The organism is Solibacillus faecavium, assembly GCF_014836905.1.
In the GTDB taxonomy this organism is placed as follows: Bacteria; Bacillota; Bacilli; order Bacillales_A; family Planococcaceae; genus Solibacillus; species Solibacillus faecavium.
The window spans coordinates 302,001-323,838 of the sequence record NZ_JACSPZ010000001.1; the positions used below are offsets into that span (position 1 = coordinate 302,001).

Consider the following 21,838-nt stretch of genomic DNA (forward strand, 5'->3'; position numbering starts at 1 on the left):
TAACTAATAAAAAAATATGCTTTTAAATGCATATGAATGTCCAACTTATAGTTGACTGACACTCTTTTTTCTCGCACTTCACTATTTTACCATGCTTGCTACTGTTTTTCTTGTTTCACTATCTACATGTAAAATTGTTTCTAAATCTGGTAATGCGATATTGTTATGACTATTCATAATACGCTCAATACATTCTTCAATTTCTAAAAATGTTATTTTTTCTTGTAAAAATAATTCGACAGCCGCTTCATTTGCCGCATTCATTGCCGTTAAAATTGTACCGCCCATTCGACCGGCGTCATAGGCAAGTTTTAGGGCGCGGAATCGATCAAAATCAACTTCCTTAAAGTGAAGTTGTCCAATTTGGGCTAAGTTTAAACGTTGACCATTTGAAAGGGGCAAGCGATCCGGATAGCTAAGCGCATACTGTATCGGCACACGCATGTCCGGTGTTCCAAGCTGCGCTATAACGCTAGTATCTTCATATTCCACCATAGAGTGAATAATACTTTCACGGTGCAGTAATACATCGATATTGTCATACGGCATATTGAATAATACATGTGCCTCAATAACTTCAAGTCCTTTATTCATCATCGTTGCGGAGTCGATTGTAATTTTAGCCCCCATTGACCAGTTCGGGTGATTCAGAGCATCTTTTACCGTTACACCGACTAATTCATCACGTGTTTTATCGCGGAATGAACCACCTGAAGCTGTTAAAATGATTCGTTCAATACGTTTTTTATTTTCACCGTTCATCGATTGGAAAACAGCAGAATGCTCACTATCTACAGGCAATATTGGTGCATTGTACTTTTGCGCTTCTGACATCACAAGGTGACCTGCCGTTACAAGTGTTTCTTTATTCGCAATGGCAATCGTTTTCCCCATACGTATTGCTGCAAGTGTCGATTCCAACCCAACACTCCCTAAAACTGCATTGACTAGAACCGTTGAATCAGGATGAGTCGCAACTTCCACTAACCCTTTTTCACCATATGTAAAGGAAACATGCGGAAATTCCTCCTGTAAAGTTTTAGCCGCTTCCTCTGTTTGCATTGAGACTAACTCTGGTTGTAACTTTTGGATGATTTCACGAGATTTTTCAATATTTTTTCCGGCAGAAAAAGCAACAAGCTGAAAAGCATTTGGATGTGCAAGTAAAACATCAAACGTTTGCCATCCAATGGAGCCCGTTGCACCTAATAAACTGATCTTTTTCACAATGATACTTCCTCCTAACAAATCAATTGCGTTACACTGCAATTATGTCTAATACAAACTATCTTTATCTATTCACTGAAAGAAATTAATTAAAAAAGTGCAAGAAATGAAGTAAAGGCACTACAAATAAGAGACTGTCAAAACGATCTAAAATGCCCCCATGCCCAGGTAAAATATTTCCTGAATCTTTTACACCGTAATGGCGCTTAATTGCCGATTCGACAAGGTCACCCATTTGTCCGACAATCGATGCTACAATCGTTACAATAATTAATTGCATCCAACTTGAAGCTATCGGATAAATAAGTTGCATCGCGATCGCAAAACATACAGCAATGACAATGCCACCGACAAAACCTTCTACTGTCTTTTTCGGGGATATTTCCGGCCATAATTTATTTTTCCCTAGCTTCCGCCCAACAAAATATGCGCCAGAATCCGTTGTCCAAACAATTAACAATACAAATACGACAAATTCCAGTCCGATAAACCGAGTTTCGATAAAATAATGGAAACCAAGTCCGACATAAAATGCGCCAATTAATATAAAACCAATTTCATCAAATGTCATTTTATTTTTTACAAGCACTATATAAATTAACAATAATATAACTAAACCGTATACAATCATTAATGTTGATTCATATTGCAGAAATTCTACTATGTTTTTGGACCAGTCACTTGGTACCACCAATAGTAATAGTGCAAGAGTTCCTAATATTCCTGGAACAGATGCAATTGAAATTCCTTTCATTTTTAATAATTCATAAAAGCCGACGACTGCGATAATACTCATTAGCACCGCAAACGGCCCGCCTCCATAAATTACAAATGGGATAAATAGTGCTGCAGCAATTACTCCAGTAATGATGCGCTGTTTCAATTTGTTTCTTCTCCTTTCAGCCCTCCATAACGGCGGTTACGGTTTTGATATACAGAAATCGCCTCTTTTAAACATGCTTCGTCAAAATCAGGCCAATGCGTATCAGTAAACCAAAACTCCGTATAAGCAAGCTGCCATAGCATAAAGTTACTTATGCGTACTTCTCCACTTGTCCGTATTAGTAAATCCGGTTCAGGTAAATGAGCTGTCATTACATATTGTGAAATATGTTGTTCATTTAATTCGTCAATTGTCAGTCTTCCTGCTTCAACATCATTCATCAGTTGCTGCATCGCCATAACAATTTCCGCGCGCCCACCGTAATTCATCGCAAAGTTTAAAACCAATCCGGTATTATCTTTCGTTTCATCCATCGCTTTTCTAAGAGCTGATTGAGTATATTCCGGCAAGGAATCCATTACACCAATCATTTCAACTTTAATATTACGCTCCATAAGCTCCGGTAAAAAGGAAGTTAAAAATTGCTCTGGTAAACGCATTAAAAATTCAACTTCTGATTTAGGACGCTTCCAATTTTCTGTCGAAAATGCATACAGCGTTAAAACTTTTACTCCTAAATCACAAGCGCAACGTGTTATTTTCCGGACATTTTTCATTCCTTCATGATGTCCTGCAACTCTTGGCATTGAACGCTTTTTCGCCCAACGTCCATTTCCGTCCATTATAATTGCAATATGGGTAGGGATATCCTCTCCCTTAACTAAGTCCATACTTCCATCGCTGAATGGTTGCTCTTTACTTGTATTTTTCCCAAAAAGTTTTTTAAACATAGTTAATTCCCCCAACTGCATAAATCGGACTACTTACTTCTCCATCATATCAAAAAAGGTATAGCCTGTCCTTCTTATATTCGCCATCTCTTTTTTAAAAAACAGAAAAAATGTCCTTTTATTTTCTATCCTATGTATCATTCTTCCAACTCATCCTTCAAATAACAGGAAAAAATGGGGGGTGACCTAGTATTTCTATACCGATATCAAAAATTCCCTCCAATGTTAACTTTTCAAAATGAAATTTTATCTCCATTATTAAAAAAACGTCCTTACTAACAGGACGTCTTAATCCATTTAAAGTTCATACAACTTCAGTAAAAGATTTCGCGCTATAGTTGTCCAATAGCGCGAAATAAAGTAATTATTAACAATAGTGTCTTCACCGCGGAGAGTAAACTCCATTAAGGATTCTTTACCACCTTTAAGTGAAGGATCAAAATTAAACTGTTAAAATTTCTTTTTCTTTTTCTTTAACTAATTCCTCAATTTTTACGATTGAGTTATCTGTTAATTTTTGGATATCTTCACCGAAGCCGCGTAATTCGTCTTCTGTGATTTCGCCATTTTTCTCTAATTTTTTCAAGTCATCATTAGCATCACGACGTACGTTACGTACAGCAATTTTTGCTTCTTCAGCTTCTTTTTTTACTTGTTTAACGAGTTCTTTACGACGCTCTTCTGTTAAAGCAGGAACTGCCAAACGAATAACATTACCATCGTTTGTCGGTGTAATACCGATATCAGAACGCATAATTGCTTTTTCAATTTCACCTAAGATAGATTTATCATAAGGTTGAATTACTAAAAGGCGTGCTTCCGGTACTGCAATACCCGCCATTTGGTTGATCGGTGTTGGAGAACCATAGTAGTCCACCATAATACGATCTAATAATGAAGCATTTGCTACACCTGCACGAATTGATGCCAATTCACGTGAGAAGGCACCGATTGATTTTGTCATTTTTTCCTGTGCTTGATCTAATACTTGTTTAGTCATTACGCATCTCTCCTAACAACTGTTCCAATTTTTTCGCCCATTGCGGCACGTTTAATATTACCACGTTCTGACAAGTTGAAAACGACAAGCTTAATATCATTATCCATACATAATGTTGAAGCTGTTGAATCCATTACTTGTAAACCTTGCTGAATAACGTCTAAATACGTAAGTGTGTCATACTTAACTGCTTCAGAATCTAATTTTGGATCTGCAGAATATACACCATCCACATTGTTTTTCGCCATTAAAATTGCATCTGCATTAATCTCTGCGGCACGCAAAGCTGCTGTCGTGTCTGTTGAGAAATAAGGGTTACCTGTTCCCGCAGCGAAAATTACGACACGTGACTTTTCCAAATGACGAACTGCTTTACGTCGAATATATGGCTCTGCCACTTGCGTCATAACGATTGATGATTGAACACGTGTTGGAACGCCTAGATTTTCTAATGAGTCTTGTAGAGCAAGTGCATTCATCACTGTTCCCAACATACCCATATAATCTGCATTGGCACGCTCCATACCCATTTCAGCGCCAATTTTCCCGCGCCAAATGTTTCCGCCACCGACAACTAATGCAACCTCTACACCCAAGTCGATAACATCTTTAATTTCTGCAGCGATTGATTTAATTACATCTGGTGAGAAACCGAAGCCCAATTCCCCAGCTAATGCTTCCCCGCTTAGTTTAATTACTACTCGTTTGTATTGTGACACACTCATAGTAGACCTCCGTTACTCATTTATTTTAAAGGAAATACGACCCGATTTGCTATGTATCGCACTTCACTTAAATCAAAAATAGATTTCTTTAAAAATAGGGAACACGCAAATGGTGCTCCCTACTGTTTGCTTAAATTAAGGTTAATTTAAGTTGTAATTTAATTAGTTACCTTTAACTTGGCTCATTACTTCTTCAGCAAAGTTATCTTCACGTTTCTCGATACCTTCACCAACAGCATAACGAGTGAAGCTTGTTACAGTAGCATCTAAAGATTTTACGAAGTCACGAACTTTTTGATCTGAGTTTTTAACGAAAGCTTGGTCTAATAAACATACGTCTTCGAAATATTTACCAAGACGACCTTCTACCATTTTCGCTACGATGTTTTCTGGTTTACCTTCGTTTAACGCTTGCTCAGTTAATACTTTGCGCTCACGTTCAACTTCGTCAGCAGAAACTTCGTCACGAGAAATGTAAGTTGGGTTGATAGCAGCGATATGCATTGCGATATCTTTTGCAGCAGCAGCATCAGTAGAACCTTCAAGAACTACTAATACACCAATACGGCCGCCCATGTGTAAGTATGCACCGAATGCATCTGCATCAGTTTTTGTTTTGATTTCAAAACGACGTAATGAAATTTTCTCACCGATAGTAGCTGTAGCTGTAGAAATTTGATCAACGATTTTCACGCCGTCTTTTTCTAACTCCATAGCAGCTTCTACTGATTCTGGTTTAGCAGCTAATAATTGCTCTGCTAATGAAGAAACTAAGAATTGGAATTTATCGTTTTTCGCAACGAAATCTGTTTCAGCGTTTACTTCTAAAAGAATCGCTTCATTACCGTTTTCTAAAATATAAGTTGTACCTTCAGCAGCGATACGGTCAGCTTTCTTACCAGCAGCAGCTAAACCTTTTTCACGTAGGAAGTCGATTGCAGCATCGATGTCGCCTTCAGTTTGTACTAAAGCTTTTTTACAGTCCATCATACCTGCGCCTGTTTTTTCGCGTAATTCTTTTACTAATTGTGCAGTAACGTTTGCCATGTTGAGTTTCCTCCTAAATATATTGAAAAATTTATTTATACTATTTCATACTTTAAGCGATAAATCGTGAAGTTTCAACGATTCACACATTTTTACATTCATTTCTCAAAAAAAGGTGATAAGGGGTTCATCCACTTATCACCTTTTCTAAAAGTGAATTACTCAGCTGTAGCTTCTTCTACTGCTGGAGCTTCTTCTTCACCTTGTTTAGCTTCTAATAAAGCGTCAGCCATTTTAGCAGTTAATAATTTAACCGCGCGGATAGCATCGTCGTTTGCAGGGATTACGTAATCAATTTCATCTGGATCACAGTTAGTGTCTACGATACCAACTAGAGGGATGTTTAATTTGATTGCTTCTGCAACTGCGATACGCTCTTTACGAGGGTCTACTACGAACATTACGTCTGGAATAGCTTTCATATCACGGATACCGCCTAAGAATTTAACTAAGCGTTCGTGCTCTTTTTTAAGTTGGATTACTTCTTTTTTAGGAAGTACAGCAAAAGTACCATCTTCTTCCATTTTCTCGATATCTTTCATACGTTTAACACGTTTTTGAATAGTACCGAAGTTTGTTAAAGTACCACCTAACCAACGTTGGTTGATGTAGTAGTTACCTGAACGTTCAGCTTCTTCTTTGATCGCTTCTTGTGCTTGTTTTTTCGTACCTACGAATAAAACTTTACCACCGTCTTGACCAACTTGACGCATGAAATCGTATGCTTCTTCTAATTTTTTAACCGTTTTTTGTAAATCGATAATGTAAATACCGTTACGTTCTACGAAGATATATTTCTTCATTTTTGGGTTCCAACGGCGAGTTTGGTGACCGAAATGTACACCAGCTTCTAGTAATTGTTTCATTGAAATTACTGACATGAGTGTTTCCTCCTAATATGTTTGGTTTTTTTCCTCCGCATTTTTCATCTGCAACAAGCTACCCGTAGACTTACGAGCACCACTTACTACATCAAAATACGTGTGTATTGTTAACACCGCTTGTAACTATATCACACTCGCCTTTCAAGTGCAACTCCTTTACGCGTGAAACTTTACGAGAAGCTCAATTTCAGTTTTGCCTCGTTGCATGATTTTAGCGATTTCTTCTATTGTCTTTCCATTTCGGTAAAGCTCGACTGCTTGCTGTTCAGTAGTTAACTGTTTTGGCGGTACATCTTCGGCTGCTGTGAACAACTCGGATTCTACTGATTGTTCCACTGCATCGAATTGTTTGTTCTTTTGTTTCTTGTATGCATTTGCTGCTTGCTTGACGGGAATGAATTTTCGCGGTTCTTGTTCTGTAACCGGACTTTTTTTAGTTATTCCAGTCGCAGCTTGTTCCTCATTCATCTTTATGTTTTTATCTCCGGAATGCTGTGTAAGCTGCTTATCTGTGTTTTCATGCACTGCCTTTTGAGGAACAGGCTGCTTTTTTAGTTCATTAATTAGTCGGTCATTCTCTTCTCTCATTTCCATTAAATACACACTGATGGCGTTGTCCATCTCATTTACCAGTTCATTTTGACGCTTTTCTAAATCATTAAATTTAGAAAGCTTACTGTTCAGAATGACAATGGCGAAAATCGTAATTAATTGGATGAGAAAGAGCATAACTATTAGTGCTGTCGTCATAACTTCTCCTAACCACTAAAATCAAAAAGATTCCCTTTAAAAGGGTGTTGTGCTTTTTGTTCCAATTGGTCTTTATTTTTCTTATCGTGCTGCGTTTGTGACTGATTGTTTTCAGAGTGTTCATCATCATCTTTTAGGGCATCCATTTTATCCGATTCATTTACCGAAAGTTGCTTGCGTTCTATTTCCCTTTTAAGTGCTTCATTTGCATGCATTTGCTGGAGAATAGTGTTTTGTTGATGCTGATCCGCCATTTTCCCTGCATCAAAGGTTTTTGGAATCGCAATTTGGAGCTCCAGCCCTTTTAAACTCATACAGACGCCTCCTTACGTATTAATCATTTCTGAAGACAATAATTTACGTAATTTAAACAATGCTTTAGAGTGTATTTGAGAAATGCGTGATGTAGATAACTCCAAGACTTCCCCAATTTCAGTCAATGTCATTTCTTCTGAGTAGAATAAGCTAATGACAAGCTGCTCTTTTTCGTTCAGCTTTTTTATATTGGCTGCCAAATCGCCTAAAAGCTCTAAATGTATTGTATGCTGTTCGGGTGTCTTTGTATGGTCATCACGAATGACAAAAGTTTTGCCTTCACTATCTTCTTGATCAAGTTGCTCATTTATTGAAAGTACATTTGAAAAAAAATGTTCCTGATAGGTTTGATAAACTTCTTCAACAGGTAAATTCATTTGTGCAGCAACTTCCTCAGGGGTTGCATGGCGCATTAGCTTTTGCTCAAGTGATTCAATTTGTGCTTCCAACTTTTTAGCCTTTTCACGTGCTGAACGCGGAAGCCAGTCTTCTTTCCGAAGTCCATCAATTATTGCGCCCCGTACACGAAAGGATGCGTACGTATCAAACTTTAAATCTCTATTTATATCAAATTTATTTAAAGCATCAAAAAGTCCCATCATTCCAAGACTCATTAAATCATTTCTCGAAACATTTTTAGGAAGTCCAACAGCTATACGCTGTACATGATACGTTACAAGTGGCTTATATTTTTTGATTAACATGTCTCCTGCTTCAGGATCTCGGTTCTTTGTCCAACGAACCCATAAGGCTTGTTCGTCTCCATGTCCTTGTTCAGTCAAACGTACCTCCCCCTTTTGTAGTTAAAGTGAGTATAATTACTATTCATTATACCAAAAAGCCCAAGAATAAACATGTAAGGAACTGTGAGACACAACATCTACACATTTTCAAAAAACAAAAAAAGAGCCGAAAGTACGACTCTTTTATCGGGAAAGTGCCTCATCTCCATGCAACATCGTTCGAACGACTTGAGCAATATCCTCCGTATTTTCTTCATCAAATTCCATTGTGGACTGATTACTACGAGTTGAAAATTGCTGATCACTCTCATCTAACATTGTTTGACCGATAATCTCATCTTCGGTTTCTGCAAAGACAGGCGTTTCCGGTGTATAGAAAACATAGCCTAGAAAATAACGCAGGAAATACATCCCAACGAATGCTATGAACGCGACTAAAAAAGATGTACTTATTATTTGGAGTGGCAAAGCATACGGATTTTGAATTGCCAAAATAAAATAACTAGCGAAGGATAGTAATGCTGCCCAACAGTTATAAAATATTGAACCAAACATCAAATTTCACTCACTCCTTTATTTACTGTTCGGACATTCAGTATATTTGTTTCCGGACTAAACTCGATTGTGCGACCACTATTTCCACCCGTATCCTCTGAAATAATCGGTATGTTCAGCTTTTTTAATTGCGCTTTTACCGCTTCGACATTTCTTGGACCGATACGCATCGAATCTTTATCCGATGTAAATTGGAACATTTGTGCACCACCGGCGATTTTAGCTTTCAACTTATAGCTTTGTGCCCCATCCCGCTTTAATCTGTCTACTAAAGCAAGAATACCTGTATCTGCGAATTTCGCTTCATTTAAAGTGTTAGTACGATTCAGGCTTGAATCAGGCAGCATTACATGAACCATGCCGCCTATTTTTTTGGATTCGTCATAAATAACAACTCCAACACATGAACCAAGACCTGAAGTACGGATTGTATGAGGGGCTTTAACAATATCCATTTGTGCAATCCCTACTTTAATCACTTCGTATAAATTGGTAACCATCATGTAGTAGGCACTCCTAATGCTTTAAAAATTGTTTCGAATGAATCAGGCTCCGGCATCAAAAGGAAATGCCCCTTCACTGCCTCATCATCGGAAATAGCTTCCTCATAAATGGATGTATTTATAACAATTACAGTGTCGCTTACTTGCGAGAGTTCAATAAGTCCGATACTAATAATGGCACCGAACATATCAATACTTAAACCTGGTACAGTCGGATAAATTTTAAGGCCTGTAAAATCCGATAAAGCAGATAAATAAGAGCCCGATAAAATGTTACCCATTTCCTGCATAGCAGATAAACCTAACTCAGAATATGGAGGCGTATTGAAGTCAAAAGAATCATCGCGTATTAAGCTACGAATAAATCGATTGGCCTGTTCAAGCGGCAGAATAAAAAACATACTTCCCTGGGCATCACCTTCAATACGTAGGTAAATACCTACAACAACATTTTCCGGCCCACCCGCCAATTCCATCATTTCATTAAATGAAACCATTCTCACATCTGGTACACGCATATCGATTTTCTTTTGCAGTAAAGTCGATAATGCCGTAGCAGCATGGGCAGCGCCGATATTTCCAATTTCCTTTAATACATCTAAATGGAGTGAAGTGATTTTTTCACTGAAGTTCATTAATAATCCCTACTTTAATAGATTCCAGGTAAGATGAACTTACCCGGAAAATTAATCATTTCTCATTTAGATTTAACACTTTATCTAAATGAAGTAAAATCAATAAGCGGTTTTCCAATTTAGCAACTCCTGCGATAAAATCCTCTTCCAAGGAGCCAACTACTTCCGGTTGCTGTTCAATTGAGGCTGCATCAATGTCCAATACGTCGTTTGCAGAATCCACTATAAAACCAACTTCCATTGTTTCAAGTGTTATGATAATAATTCGTGTTGTTTCTTCGTTTCCCGAGATAGGCAAATCAAAACGTTCTCGTAAATCGATAACTGGTGTTACGACGCCCCTAAGATTAATGACACCTTTAACGAAACGTTCAGTTTTCGGTACACGGGTGATGTGCATTAATTTTTCGATTCCCTTAACGTGAGAAACAGGAATTGCATATTCTTTATCAGCTAATTGAAATACAATTACTTTTAAGTTTTTTTGCTCTATTGCATTCGTCATCTTTCACACCTCTTATCCTTTTTACTTCATTAATGCATTACAATCCACAATTAACGCCACTTGACCATTCCCTAAAATTGTTGCACCAGAAATCGCAAAAATATTAGTTAAATAGTTTCCTAATGACTTCAGGACAATTTCTTGCTGTCCGATGAATGAATCCACTACTAATCCCGCTAACTTATCACCTTTACGGACAATGACCACAGAATGGAAACCATCATCATTTTTTTCGTCACGCGGCACTCCAAAAATCTCTTCAAGGAAGACAAGCGGCACAACTTTCCCACGGAAATCAATTACTTTTTGATTATGTGCATTTAAGATGTCTGAAGTCCGTATAATGGATGTTTCAATAATTGAAGATAACGGAATTGCATAAATTTCCTTCTCAATTTCCACTAACATAACAGAAATAATCGAAAGAGTTAACGGTAATTGAATAGAGAACACAGAGCCAACATTCAATGTCGATTCGATGGAAATATTCCCACCTAAAGATTCAATTGTCGTTTTAACAACATCCAGGCCTACACCTCGACCGGAAACATCAGAAATGACATCCGCCGTTGAGAATCCTGACGCTAAAATCAGCTCATTAATTTGCTTTTCTGTCATCGTCAATGATTGTTCATGTGATACGATTCCTTTGGAAAGTGCTTTTGCCAGCACTTTATCACGATTAATTCCTGCTCCGTCATCCTCTATTTCAATAAAGACATAATTGCCGCTATGGTAGGCGCGTAGTTCAACTGTTCCTTCTTCCGGTTTGCCTTTTGAACGTCGTACTTCCGGACTTTCAATGCCGTGGTCCACAGAGTTTCGGATTAAGTGTACAAGTGGGTCACCGATTTCATCGATTACTGTACGGTCTAGCTCTGTTTCAGCGCCAACTATATTAAGTTCGATTTTCTTATTTAAATCACGGGATAACTGACGCACCATTTTAGGGAAACGGTTAAACACTGTTTCCACCGGAACCATCCGCATAGTTAGGACGATATTCTGCAAATCACCCATTGTACGGCTCATACGTTCTACCGTTTCATTTAATTCTCCATGATTGACTTCAGAAGCAATTGACAATAAACGACCACGATCAATTGCAAGCTCTTCAAATAAATTCATTAAAATATCTAGACGCTCAATATTTACACGAATTGTTTTGCTAGACGTATGGGCAGAAGATTTACTGTTAGTATTTGGCGTTGATTTTTGTTTTTCAGTTGGAACTGAAACATCATTGGCTGAAGGCGCCACTACTTCCAAAATAGGTGCTACTTGCGTATCAATCGCAGTTGTCTTTGTAACAAATACTTCCTTATGAATTTCATTGACAATAACATAATCAATTTCTGAAACTTTCATTAGCATTTTATGTAGATCTTCAGATGACTCCCTTGAAATAAACGCAACATGGAATTCACTATCGAACTGTTCGTCTTCTAATCTATCTACTGTTGGCGATGATTTAATAACATCACCGTTTTTCTCCAAAATTTCAAATACCATAAAGACACGGGCAGCTTTTAATAAGCAATCTTCCCGTAAAGCTACCGTTATTTCATAAGCATTAAAATCTTGTTCAGACGATTGTTGAATAACAGTTTTTTCAAAGTCATCGTAGGATAGTTTTAATCCAGCTGCTGTAATTGTAATCTTCTCATTAGGGATATCAGCGGTTGTAGCTACTGTCTCCTGCTGGGACATCTTCTCTTCTGCTGCTACAGAAGGTTCCCCAGCTTCAATGCGCTTTAATTTTTCAACCGTTGCCTGGACATTGCGTTTGCCATCTCCGCCATCAGCGATATGAAATACCATCTCTTCAAGATGATCAACAGATTCAAAAACTACATCTAAAATTTCAGCATTAACTTTAATTTTTCCGTTACGGATGGCATCTAGTATATTTTCCATTTTATGCGTTAAATCTGCTAAATCCTCATAACCCATTGTTGCTGCCATTCCTTTTAATGTATGGGCAGACCGGAAAATTTCTCCGACAATTGTTAAATCGTCCGGATTTTTTTCCAATTCCAATAAGTGTTCGCTGCATGCTTGCAAATGTTCTTTGCTTTCTTCAATAAACATTTCTAAATATTGATTTAATTCCATTTAGAAGACACCCCTTTTTTAAGGCATATATTTCATAATTGTCTGTGCAATATTATCAACATCTGCCACTTCATCTACAAGCTGCGTTTCCACAGCAGCTTTTGGCATTCCATAAACGATACACGTTTCGGCTGACTCTGCAATAGCAATTACATTTCCTGTATTTTTAAGTGAAACTAATCCTTTTGAACCGTCATATCCCATTCCAGTCATAATTACAGCGATTTTATCAAAATCGGAATATTGACTTACATTTTCAAACATGACATCTACAGATGGACGATGACCTGATCGAGGAGGCTCATCTTGGTCCAGTACGACTGCGAAACTTGATCCGACCTTTTTTAATTTAAGATGATATCCGCCTGGTGCAAGGTAAGCAGTTCCTTTTTGTAATATATCGCCCTGCTCTGCTTCTTTCACATGAATTTCACTTAATTGATCAAGTCTTGTAGCCAATGATTTTGTAAATCCTGCAGGCATATGCTGTACAATCAAGATTGGAGCATTTACTGTTGCAGGTATTTTGGTAATTACTTCTTGTAAAGCTCTTGGACCTCCTGTAGAAGTACCAATTAATATAATTTTTTTGGACGTCTTTGCCCATGATTTTTGTGAAATTGTAGGAAATGACGTTTCCAATGGTTTTGTCTTTGTAGTGTCAATAGATTCTTCATTTGAAACTGTTACTCTCATTGGTTGATTAATGGCTAATTTTGTACGGAGCGGCTTATGCAACTTCGAAATAGAAATTTTCGAAGCACCTATCACTTTCCGAACTAATTCATCTTGAATTTTATGTAAATCTAACGAAATTGTCCCACTCGGCTTCGCTACAAAGTCAACTGCACCATACTCCATCGCCATTAAGGTATTATCGGCTCCACGCTGTGTGGTACTAGAAAGCATGACAACAGGCACAGGATGCTTTTGCATAATTTCCTTTAAAGCCTCCAACCCATTCATTTCAGGCATTTCTACATCCATAGTTACGACATCCGGCTTTAACTGTTCAATTTTTTTTAGTGCGTCTTTACCGTTGCGTGCTGCTCCTATTACTTCGATGTACGGATGGTCCAAAAAAAAATCACTTATTAACTTCCGCATAAAGGCGGAGTCGTCAACAACCAATAATTTACTTTTCTTTAAGATGCTCATTTAACCACGACCTCTCGAAAAGATGTTTTTTAATTTGGATAAAAACTTACTTGACTGACTTGAAGCGTGCACTTCTTTCATTTCCGTTTCTACTGTTAAAAACTGCTGAACGAGCTTGCCCATAGTTTTTGAAACAGGAGCATCCGGATAGATCGTCGTAAACAAGGATTGTTGACGCACGGCTTGGCGGACAACTGAATCTTCCGGAAGCGAACCAAGAATGTGGACATCCTTTCCCAAAAATTTCATCATGACTGTTTTTAATCGCTGAGTCGTTTCTAAACCTTCCTCTACTGTAAATGCTCGATTACATAATAAATAAAATTTCTTCTGAGGATCATTTAGGTGAATAAACTTCATCATCGAATAGGCATCCATAATTGAAGTCGGTTCAGCTGTTGAAATGACGATGATTTCTTCGATTGATGTTAATAAATCGAGCGACCAATTAACGACTCCTGCACCCATATCAAAGAATACAAAATCATATTCCTTCTGCAGTGTTTCAAAAGCAGTTATTAGACGATCAAAAACAGCCGGTGACCAATCCATTAATGACGACATGCCAGATCCTCCAGATATATAACTGACACCTTCTTCTGTTTTGAACGTGACATCCTCCAATGCTATTTGGCCATCCAAGTAATCTTTCAAACTATATTTTACAGAGTTGCCCACGAGAATATGGACATTTCCCATCCCGATATCCATATCAAGGATGATTACCTTTTTACCTGTTTTAGCCAATAGTGTTGCAAAGTTGGTTGTAAAATTGCTTTTTCCTACCCCGCCTTTACCGCTTACAACTGCAATTGATCTTCCTATCGTCTCTTCGCTTTCAAGCATTTTTTGACGTAGTTTATCAGCTTGATCCTTCATCTAAATTCTCCTTGAAAAAAAGCTCTAGTAGCTTATCACTACTTGGCTGTTCTATATCTTCTGGTACTTCTTGACCATTCGTATAGTAAGCGAGTCCTTTATTATATTTAATCATTAAATTAAACATAGTGCCAATAGAATTTGTTTCATCAAGCTTTGTAAAGATAAATTTTTCTATATTTATGTCCTTAAATTGTTCAATAATTGATTCCAAGTCTTTTTGCTTTGCCGTTAAAGATAATACTAGGTAAGACTCCAGTTGGTCATCAAATTGTATTAAAGATTTTAAATCATTTACGTATTTAGCTTCTTTATAGTTTCTTCCAGCAGTATCAATAAAGATCAAGTCTAAATGCGCTAATTTTTTTATCGCCTCTGCATAATCTGCAGCATTATAAACGACCTCTACAGGTGCCTGTAATAGGGCAGCATAAGTTTTTAATTGCTCTATGGCCGCAATTCGGTATGTATCGGTCGTAATAAATCCAATCTTCTTTTTCTTTTCCAAAACTGATCGTGCTGCTATTTTAGCAATCGTTGTTGTTTTTCCGACACCGGTTGGACCTAAAACATTAATATATTTTTTATCATATGACATCCCACTAATGGGAAGGTCATATAATTCTTTTCTTAAATAGTCTTTCGCTATTTCCTGCATTTCGTTCCATGTAAGTTGATTATTTTGACTGTAATGTTCAAAAAGCTCATCACTAATTGCTGTGATAAGCTCCTCTCCAAGTTCCTGCTGTTTTAAAAAATCGACAAAAGGTAAGAGCTCATTCGGATATTGAGATTGCGTCGACATGCGTTGCATTGACTGCATCATAGACTTTAATTCTGCAATGTCTTTCACTAAATTTCCTGATATTGCAGAACTATCCTCCTGTGATGCTTTTTTAGGCTTTTCCACAGGTGAAGATGACTGGTTCATAGGCATTGTTCTATCATCCTTGAAAGTAGGACGAGTTGGAATGTCTTGTGAAGAGAAGTAGGCTGGTATTTTCTCTACCTGGTCATAGCCAGCGACTACTTCATAGCTTTTATTTTTTACCAATCCAAAAAATCTTTTCGTTACGACAACTTTTGAATTTAAAATAACTGCATCCTCGCCTAAATCTGACCGGATTTGTTTCATCGCTTCGGCAATAGAAGGTGCATTATATTTTTTCATCTTCATTCAACATTCACCACCCCAACACTTTGAATTTCTACTGCTGCATCTAGCTCATTATAAGATAGAATTGGAACTTGTGGGAAATACCGCTCTGTCAACTGTCTTAAATACATACGCACACCTGGTGAGCAAAGCATGATTGGTGATTGCTCCATATAAGATACACGCTCCACTTCCTTTGCTATTGCTTCCAGAACAAATTGTGATTCTTGCGGATCCATTGCCAAATAGTTTCCATGGTCTGTTTGTTGAATGCTGTCTGCCAATAACTTTTCCACTTTTGCAGAAACAGTAATGACTTTCAGGGCTTGTTGACCACCAACAAACTGAGCCGTTATTTGTCTTGCCAATGCTTGTCTTACATACTCGGTTAATATATCCGTATCACTCGTAAGTTTTGCATAATCTGCAAGTGTTTCAAATATAATTGGTAAATTGCGTACGGAAACATTTTCACGTAGTAATTTCGCCAATACTTTTTGCACTTCACCAATTGAGAGTGGCGCTGGGATTAATTCGTCTACTAATATCGCATGTGTTTCACGTAAGTGGTCTATCAATTGCTTCGCTTCTTGACGTCCTAGTAAATCATGGGCATTTGCACGAATGATTTCCGTTAAATGTGTTGATACAACACTTGGTGGATCCACAACTGTATACCCAAACATTTCTGCATCTTCTTTTACTGCTTCTGTAATCCATTTTGCAGGAAGGCCGAATGAAGGCTCGATTGTATCAATACCATCAATTGAGTCGTCATCCCCGGGGCTCATTGCTAAATAATGGTCCAGCAATAATTCACCTCTTGCCATTTCATTTCCCTTAATCTTAATTCGATATTCATTCGGTTGTAGTTGTATATTATCACGGATACGAACAATTGGAATAACAATCCCAAGTTCTAATGCAAGCTGACGGCGAATCATGACAACTCTGTCCAGTAAATCCCCACCTTGCGCAGCATCTACCAATGGAATCAACCCATATCCAAATTCAAACTCTATTGGATCTACATTTAATAAGTTAATAACATTTTCGGGACTTTTCATCGTATCTGAAGCTACTTCTTCTTCAATTTCCATCATTTCTTCTGGAGTTTCATCCTTTTTACGATCCATTAGAAACGCACCAATTGCCAAAACTGCAGCGACAGGCATTGTTATCCAATCAGGAATTGGTGTAAACAATCCGAGCAATAAAATCGTACCTGCAGCAACATAAAGTAGTTTTGAATGTGCAAATAATTGATCGGTAATATCCGAACCAAGATTTCCTTTAGAGGCAGCACGTGTTACTACAATCCCTGTAGCGGTTGAAATTAATAACGCGGGAATTTGTGATACAAGTCCGTCACCGACTGTCAGCAGTGAATATTTTGCTGCAGCTTCGCCAAAACTTAGCTCCATTTGCACCATACCAATAATCATACCAAACAATAAGTTTATACCTACCATGATAATAGAAGCAATTGCATCACCTTTTACGAACTTTGTAGCACCATCCATCGCGCCATAAAAGTCCGCTTCTCCGGATACCTTTTCACGTCGTTCACGCGCTTCCTTCTCGGAAATCATTCCTGCATTTAAATCAGCATCAATACTCATTTGCTTACCCGGCATCGCATCCAACGTGAAACGTGCAGCTACTTCAGCAACACGCTCGGCACCTTTTGTAATAACGATGAATTGAATAATAACAAGTAATAGGAAAATTACTAAGCCGACTAAAATATTCCCGCCTGTAACGAAATTACCAAATGTCTCTACTACCTGTCCTGCATCACCTTCTGCTAAAATAGCACGTGTTGTTGAAACCGATAATGCCAGACGGAATAGGGTTAATAAAAGAATAACTGTCGGGAAAATCGAGAAATCAAGAGCTTCTTTCATATTCATGGCTGTTAATAATACAAGAATCGCCAATGTAATATTGACGATAATTAAAAAGCTTAATAACCAATGTGGAAGAGGGATAATGAGCATCGCTACAACCATAATAACTGCAGCTAAAACCCCTAAATCGCGTATTTGCATTGATTGATGTCCCTCCTGAAATCTATGTTAAATTTTGCGTTTAATACGGTATACATATGCAAGAACTTCAGCGACCGCTTTGAAAAATTCTTCAGGCACTGCTTGGCCGATCTCCACTTGATCATACATTGCACGGGCAAGTGGCCGGTTTTCGACCATGATGACATCATGTTCTTTTGCAATAAGCTTTATTTTTTGGGCAACAAAGTCAGTCCCTTTTGCCACCACTCTTGGCGCATCCATTTCGTCCTCATCATATTTTAACGCAATGGCATAATGGGTCGGGTTTGTAATAACCACGTCTGCGGCAGGAATTTCCTGCATCATTCTTCGCATCGCCATTTCCCGTTGACGCTGTTTAATTTTGGACTTGATTAAAGGATCACCTTCTGCATTTTTATGTTCATCTTTAATATCCTGTTTTGACATTTTCAATTGTTTTTCATATTCAAATCGTTCATAAATATAATCAATCAATGCGATGAATATGAGCATTATGGAAGCCGCTATCCCCATAATGGCAGATAAATAGGCAACAGTCGCCAATATTTCTGCGGGACTATGTAAAGCAAGTGATAATACATCTTCCAAGTAAATGATGATTACCACTGTCGTAACCGTACCGATCAACGTCACTTTCAATAATGATTTAATTAAATTGACGATTGCCCGGACAGATATAATTTTTTTTATCCCTTTAATAGGATCCATTTTCTTTAAATCAATTTTTAAAGTTTCTGTTGTAAATAATAAGCCAAACTGAAAAAAGTTAGCTCCAATACCTGCAATCATGGCGACAACCATAATAGGTAAAACTATAATCGCCATCTCTTTTATGGACTCGACATACATATACATAACTGTTTCGGCATTCAGCGTTTCGATTAACATATTGCGCTCAAGCCCTTGTAATAAAAATCCTTTTACCCCGTTATACATAAATGGTGCGAAAAAGAGTAAAAAGAAAAATGAAAGTAATAATAAAAAAGCTGCAGTAACATCTTGACTCTTTAATACTTGTCCCTTTTTACGTGCATCCTGTCGCTTTTTTGGAGTTGCCTTCTCAGTCTTTTCTCCTGCAAAAAATTGAAGATCTACTTTTATTAAGAGTTTTAACTCCATCTTAGCCACCACCTAAAATAACCATTAAATCACGCAATGAAACAATCATAAATTCAATCAGTTCTTTCATAACTCCAACTAATACACCCATTGTCACTATCATTACAAGAAAGCCTACCGCTATTTTAATAGGAAAGCCGATAACAAAAATATTCATTTGTGGCACGGTTTTCCCTGTAATCCCTAACGCTAATGTTACTAAAAATAGAGTTGCAACTATTGGAGCTGACATTTGAAATGCAATGGCAAAAACAGAAACAAACATTTTCATAATAAATAAGACAGTTCCTTCTTCCCCAAATTTCGGAAAGAATTGATCCATTGGTAAAAATTGATAACTATAAAATATACCATCCAAAAGTAGATGGTGACCGTTAATCGCCAACAATAAAAGCAACGTTAAAAAGTTTAGAAATTGCCCCATTAAAGGAGATTGTGCGCCTGTTTGAGGATCAATAATGTTTGCCATCGCAAAGCCCATCTGGAAATCAATGAACCCCCCTGCTATCTGAACAGCAGATATAATAATCATCGCAGCTAAACCTAACATGAGCCCGATAATGGCTTCTTTTAAAACGAGCAATAAATACACACCATTAATTTCAAATGGTTCCATATTAAACGTGTAATACATCATCCACGCTAAAACAACTGCCAAAGTAATACGTACTTGTGGGGGGATAGTACGGTAAGAAAATAAAGGTACAGTGACAAAAAATGCAGAAACGCGAACTAAAATTAATAGTAATATTGATAGATTCGGTATTATTTCCGTCATTTTCTCACCCAATATACCGGACTAAATTATTCAAAATATCATGAAAATAATCTGTCATTCTTGAAATCATAAAAGGACCAAAAAATATAATCGCAACTAATACAGCTACGATTTTTGGTACGAAAGCCAATGTCTGCTCTTGAATGGAAGTTGTTGCCTGAAAAATACTTACAACTAGACCGCTAGCTAAAGCGATTAAAAGTAATGGTCCCGAAACTATCAATATTGTAAAAACTGCATTTTCTGCAACTGCAATGACCATTTCCTGTGTCACTATGTATCATCCCCTAAAAACTTTGAAGTAAAGATTTCATCACTAAATACCAACCATCGACGAGTACAAACAGCAATATTTTAAATGGTAGTGAAATCATTACTGGAGGTAGCATCATCATCCCCATTGACATAAGTGTACTTGCGACAACCATATCAATAACTAAAAATGGAATAAAAATCATAAAACCCATTTGGAAAGCTGTTTTAATTTCACTTAAAGCAAATGCAGGTACTAACAGCGTCATCGGAATTTCTTCTATCGAATCCGGATACTCCGCTTGGTTATATTCTATAAATAATTCCAGATCTTTTTGCCTAGTATGCTGTGCCATAAATTGTTTAAATGGTATCGTTGCCCTGTCATACGCTTCTTCTAAATTGATTTCTTCATCAAAAAGCGGCTGCAATGCCTGCTCATTTACTTGCTGGAATGTCGGCGCCATGATAAAAAATGTTAAAAATAATGCCAAGCCGATAATGACTTGGTTCGGAGGCATTTGGTTTGTCGCAAGGGCCGTCCTAGTAAATGACAGTACGATGACAATACGAGCGAACGATGTCATTAATATTAAAAGACTTGGTGCTAATGAGAGAACCGTCAACAGGAATAATAGCGTAACCGATGTGGATACATTTCCCGGGTCGCTTTCAGAAAAGACGGAAAGAAGATCGTTCATCGTTCATCACGCTCCCGCTCTTTCCAACGCTCTAACTCATTACTACGCTGTTTTTTTATTTCCCCTATTTTTTCATTGAACATATCATTAAATTTAGGGCTATTCGATACATCTTCCGGTCGGTTCTTTTTTGAAAATTTTCTGAACAGCTCTGCAATATACGGTGAAGTATTCATCATAGTTTGGTTGCTTTCAGTTTGACTTAGCAATTGTTCAATTTCCTCTTCGGAATCGATTTCCTTGAGAAGCTGAATATTATCCCCTACACCTACTACATATACATTTTTACCGATTAACAGTAATTGTACGGACTTTTGCTGCCCTACAGACAAGCCGCCGATATTTTTAACTACGGCATTTTGTTGATAGTTTAAGTTACGTTTGTTTAAATACTTCAAAATAAACAATAATAGCCCTAGTACAAATACAAGTGCTATTAAAACTTTTATGTAATCCAAGAAACCGATGCTGTCAGATGCCGATTCAGTAGATTCTGCGTCGGCATCTGTAACATTATCTTCTGAAATATTTTCTTCCGAACATACTTCAGGATTTTCATTACAGTTCTCATATACGTTACTTACCATCGCAAAAGTTCCATTTGAGATTGGTGCAAACAATGCCGTCATCAATACTATTCCAACAGCAAGCCAAAATCGAAATGATTTTTTTGCTTTCATATCATTAACCTAATGCTTTTTGAATGGCTTCGATTACACGGTCAGCTTGGAATGGCTTAACTATAAAATCTTTTGCACCGGCTTGAATTGCATCAATTACCATAGCTTGTTGTCCCATTGCTGAGCACATAATGACCACAGCATTTGGATCTGTGCCTTTAATTGCTTTTAATGCCGCAATGCCATCCATCTCAGGCATTGTAATATCCATTGTCACTAAATCCGGACGTAGCTCATTGTACTTTTCAACTGCCTGGATACCATCAGCTGCTTCCCCAATTACTTCATAGCCATTTTTCGTTAGAATATCCTTAATCATCATGCGCATGAAAGCTGCATCGTCAACAATTAAAATTCTTTTAGACATACTCTGATTCCTCCAA

At 37.5% G+C, this 21,838-nt stretch carries 25 protein-coding genes; all 25 read right to left on the minus strand.

The window, feature by feature from the left end; genetic code table 11:
* Positions 1 to 81: 81 nt before the first annotated feature.
* The 25 genes from dxr to H9635_RS01625 all read right to left on the minus strand — a co-directional run bounded on the left by dxr (position 82) and on the right by H9635_RS01625 (position 21,822).
* Positions 82 to 1,227: a 1-deoxy-D-xylulose-5-phosphate reductoisomerase gene (gene dxr / locus H9635_RS01505; RefSeq protein ID WP_191698377.1), complete on the minus strand. Its 1,146-nt coding sequence runs from the start codon at positions 1,225 to 1,227 to the stop codon at positions 82 to 84.
* Between the two features lie 85 nt (positions 1,228 to 1,312).
* Entirely contained in the window at positions 1,313 to 2,110 is a 798-nt protein-coding gene (locus tag H9635_RS01510) for a phosphatidate cytidylyltransferase (protein ID WP_191698378.1), read from the minus strand.
* Positions 2,107 to 2,901 (minus strand): isoprenyl transferase, encoded by a 795-nt coding sequence (locus H9635_RS01515; protein ID WP_191698379.1) that lies wholly within the window; start codon positions 2,899 to 2,901, stop codon positions 2,107 to 2,109. Before H9635_RS01515 ends, H9635_RS01510 begins: the two co-directional genes overlap by 4 nt.
* Positions 2,902 to 3,343: 442 nt before the next feature.
* Entirely contained in the window at positions 3,344 to 3,901 is a 558-nt protein-coding gene (gene frr / locus H9635_RS01520) for a ribosome recycling factor (RefSeq protein WP_191698380.1), read from the minus strand.
* Positions 3,901 to 4,626, minus strand: a complete 726-nt coding sequence (gene pyrH, locus H9635_RS01525) for a UMP kinase (protein ID WP_191698381.1) — start codon at positions 4,624 to 4,626, stop codon at positions 3,901 to 3,903. Before pyrH ends, frr begins: the two co-directional genes overlap by 1 nt.
* A 162-nt stretch (positions 4,627 to 4,788) precedes the next feature.
* Positions 4,789 to 5,673: a translation elongation factor Ts gene (gene tsf / locus H9635_RS01530; RefSeq protein WP_191698382.1), complete on the minus strand. Its 885-nt coding sequence runs from the start codon at positions 5,671 to 5,673 to the stop codon at positions 4,789 to 4,791.
* Between the two features lie 158 nt (positions 5,674 to 5,831).
* Positions 5,832 to 6,554 (minus strand): 30S ribosomal protein S2, encoded by a 723-nt coding sequence (gene rpsB / locus H9635_RS01535; protein ID WP_008403254.1) that lies wholly within the window; start codon positions 6,552 to 6,554, stop codon positions 5,832 to 5,834.
* 159 nt (positions 6,555 to 6,713) lie between these two features.
* Positions 6,714 to 7,307 carry a hypothetical protein gene (locus H9635_RS01540; RefSeq protein ID WP_191698383.1) on the minus strand — a complete coding sequence of 198 codons (594 nt, stop codon included), beginning with the start codon at positions 7,305 to 7,307 and terminating at the stop codon, positions 6,714 to 6,716.
* Between the two features lie 8 nt (positions 7,308 to 7,315).
* Entirely contained in the window at positions 7,316 to 7,621 is a 306-nt protein-coding gene (locus tag H9635_RS01545) for an RNA polymerase subunit sigma (protein WP_191698384.1), read from the minus strand.
* A gap of 12 nt (positions 7,622 to 7,633) precedes the next feature.
* Positions 7,634 to 8,404: a FliA/WhiG family RNA polymerase sigma factor gene (locus H9635_RS01550; RefSeq protein WP_191698385.1), complete on the minus strand. Its 771-nt coding sequence runs from the start codon at positions 8,402 to 8,404 to the stop codon at positions 7,634 to 7,636.
* Positions 8,405 to 8,548: 144 nt separating this feature from the next.
* Positions 8,549 to 8,920, minus strand: a complete 372-nt coding sequence (locus H9635_RS01555; protein ID WP_191698386.1) for a multidrug transporter — start codon at positions 8,918 to 8,920, stop codon at positions 8,549 to 8,551.
* Complete coding sequence (locus tag H9635_RS01560; RefSeq protein ID WP_191698387.1) at positions 8,920 to 9,423, minus strand: chemotaxis protein CheD; 504 nt, start codon at positions 9,421 to 9,423, stop codon at positions 8,920 to 8,922. The genes H9635_RS01555 and H9635_RS01560 overlap by 1 nt, the downstream gene beginning before the upstream one ends.
* The gene (locus H9635_RS01565) at positions 9,420 to 10,058 is read right to left on the minus strand and encodes a chemotaxis protein CheC (protein WP_191698388.1); all 639 of its coding nucleotides are present in this window, start codon (positions 10,056 to 10,058) and stop codon (positions 9,420 to 9,422) included. The genes H9635_RS01560 and H9635_RS01565 overlap by 4 nt, the downstream gene beginning before the upstream one ends.
* A gap of 55 nt (positions 10,059 to 10,113) precedes the next feature.
* Positions 10,114 to 10,563: a chemotaxis protein CheW gene (locus H9635_RS01570; protein WP_191698389.1), complete on the minus strand. Its 450-nt coding sequence runs from the start codon at positions 10,561 to 10,563 to the stop codon at positions 10,114 to 10,116.
* Between the two features lie 21 nt (positions 10,564 to 10,584).
* A complete protein-coding gene (locus H9635_RS01575) occupies positions 10,585 to 12,678 on the minus strand; it encodes a chemotaxis protein CheA (protein ID WP_191698390.1) in 2,094 nt (697 codons plus the stop codon).
* 18 nt (positions 12,679 to 12,696) lie between these two features.
* On the minus strand, positions 12,697 to 13,836 hold the full coding sequence (locus H9635_RS01580; protein ID WP_191698391.1) for a protein-glutamate methylesterase/protein-glutamine glutaminase: 1,140 nt from the start codon (positions 13,834 to 13,836) through the stop codon (positions 12,697 to 12,699).
* A complete protein-coding gene (locus H9635_RS01585) occupies positions 13,837 to 14,715 on the minus strand; it encodes a MinD/ParA family protein (protein ID WP_191698392.1) in 879 nt (292 codons plus the stop codon).
* Complete coding sequence (flhF, locus tag H9635_RS01590) at positions 14,699 to 15,892, minus strand: flagellar biosynthesis protein FlhF (RefSeq protein WP_191698393.1); 1,194 nt, start codon at positions 15,890 to 15,892, stop codon at positions 14,699 to 14,701. The genes H9635_RS01585 and flhF overlap by 17 nt, the downstream gene beginning before the upstream one ends.
* Positions 15,889 to 17,922, minus strand: a complete 2,034-nt coding sequence (gene flhA / locus H9635_RS01595) for a flagellar biosynthesis protein FlhA (protein WP_191698394.1) — start codon at positions 17,920 to 17,922, stop codon at positions 15,889 to 15,891. Before flhA ends, flhF begins: the two co-directional genes overlap by 4 nt.
* A 27-nt stretch (positions 17,923 to 17,949) precedes the next feature.
* Positions 17,950 to 19,044 carry a flagellar biosynthesis protein FlhB gene (flhB, locus tag H9635_RS01600; RefSeq protein ID WP_191698395.1) on the minus strand — a complete coding sequence of 365 codons (1,095 nt, stop codon included), beginning with the start codon at positions 19,042 to 19,044 and terminating at the stop codon, positions 17,950 to 17,952.
* 1 nt (position 19,045) lies between these two features.
* Positions 19,046 to 19,822 carry a flagellar biosynthetic protein FliR gene (gene fliR / locus H9635_RS01605; RefSeq protein WP_191698396.1) on the minus strand — a complete coding sequence of 259 codons (777 nt, stop codon included), beginning with the start codon at positions 19,820 to 19,822 and terminating at the stop codon, positions 19,046 to 19,048.
* 4 nt (positions 19,823 to 19,826) lie between these two features.
* Positions 19,827 to 20,096 carry a flagellar biosynthesis protein FliQ gene (gene fliQ / locus H9635_RS01610; protein WP_191698397.1) on the minus strand — a complete coding sequence of 90 codons (270 nt, stop codon included), beginning with the start codon at positions 20,094 to 20,096 and terminating at the stop codon, positions 19,827 to 19,829.
* Between the two features lie 13 nt (positions 20,097 to 20,109).
* Complete coding sequence (gene fliP, locus H9635_RS01615) at positions 20,110 to 20,775, minus strand: flagellar type III secretion system pore protein FliP (protein WP_008403271.1); 666 nt, start codon at positions 20,773 to 20,775, stop codon at positions 20,110 to 20,112.
* Complete coding sequence (locus H9635_RS01620; protein WP_191698398.1) at positions 20,772 to 21,455, minus strand: flagellar biosynthetic protein FliO; 684 nt, start codon at positions 21,453 to 21,455, stop codon at positions 20,772 to 20,774. The genes fliP and H9635_RS01620 overlap by 4 nt, the downstream gene beginning before the upstream one ends.
* A gap of 4 nt (positions 21,456 to 21,459) precedes the next feature.
* A complete protein-coding gene (locus tag H9635_RS01625) occupies positions 21,460 to 21,822 on the minus strand; it encodes a response regulator (protein ID WP_191698399.1) in 363 nt (120 codons plus the stop codon).
* Between the last annotated feature and the right edge of the window lie 16 nt (positions 21,823 to 21,838).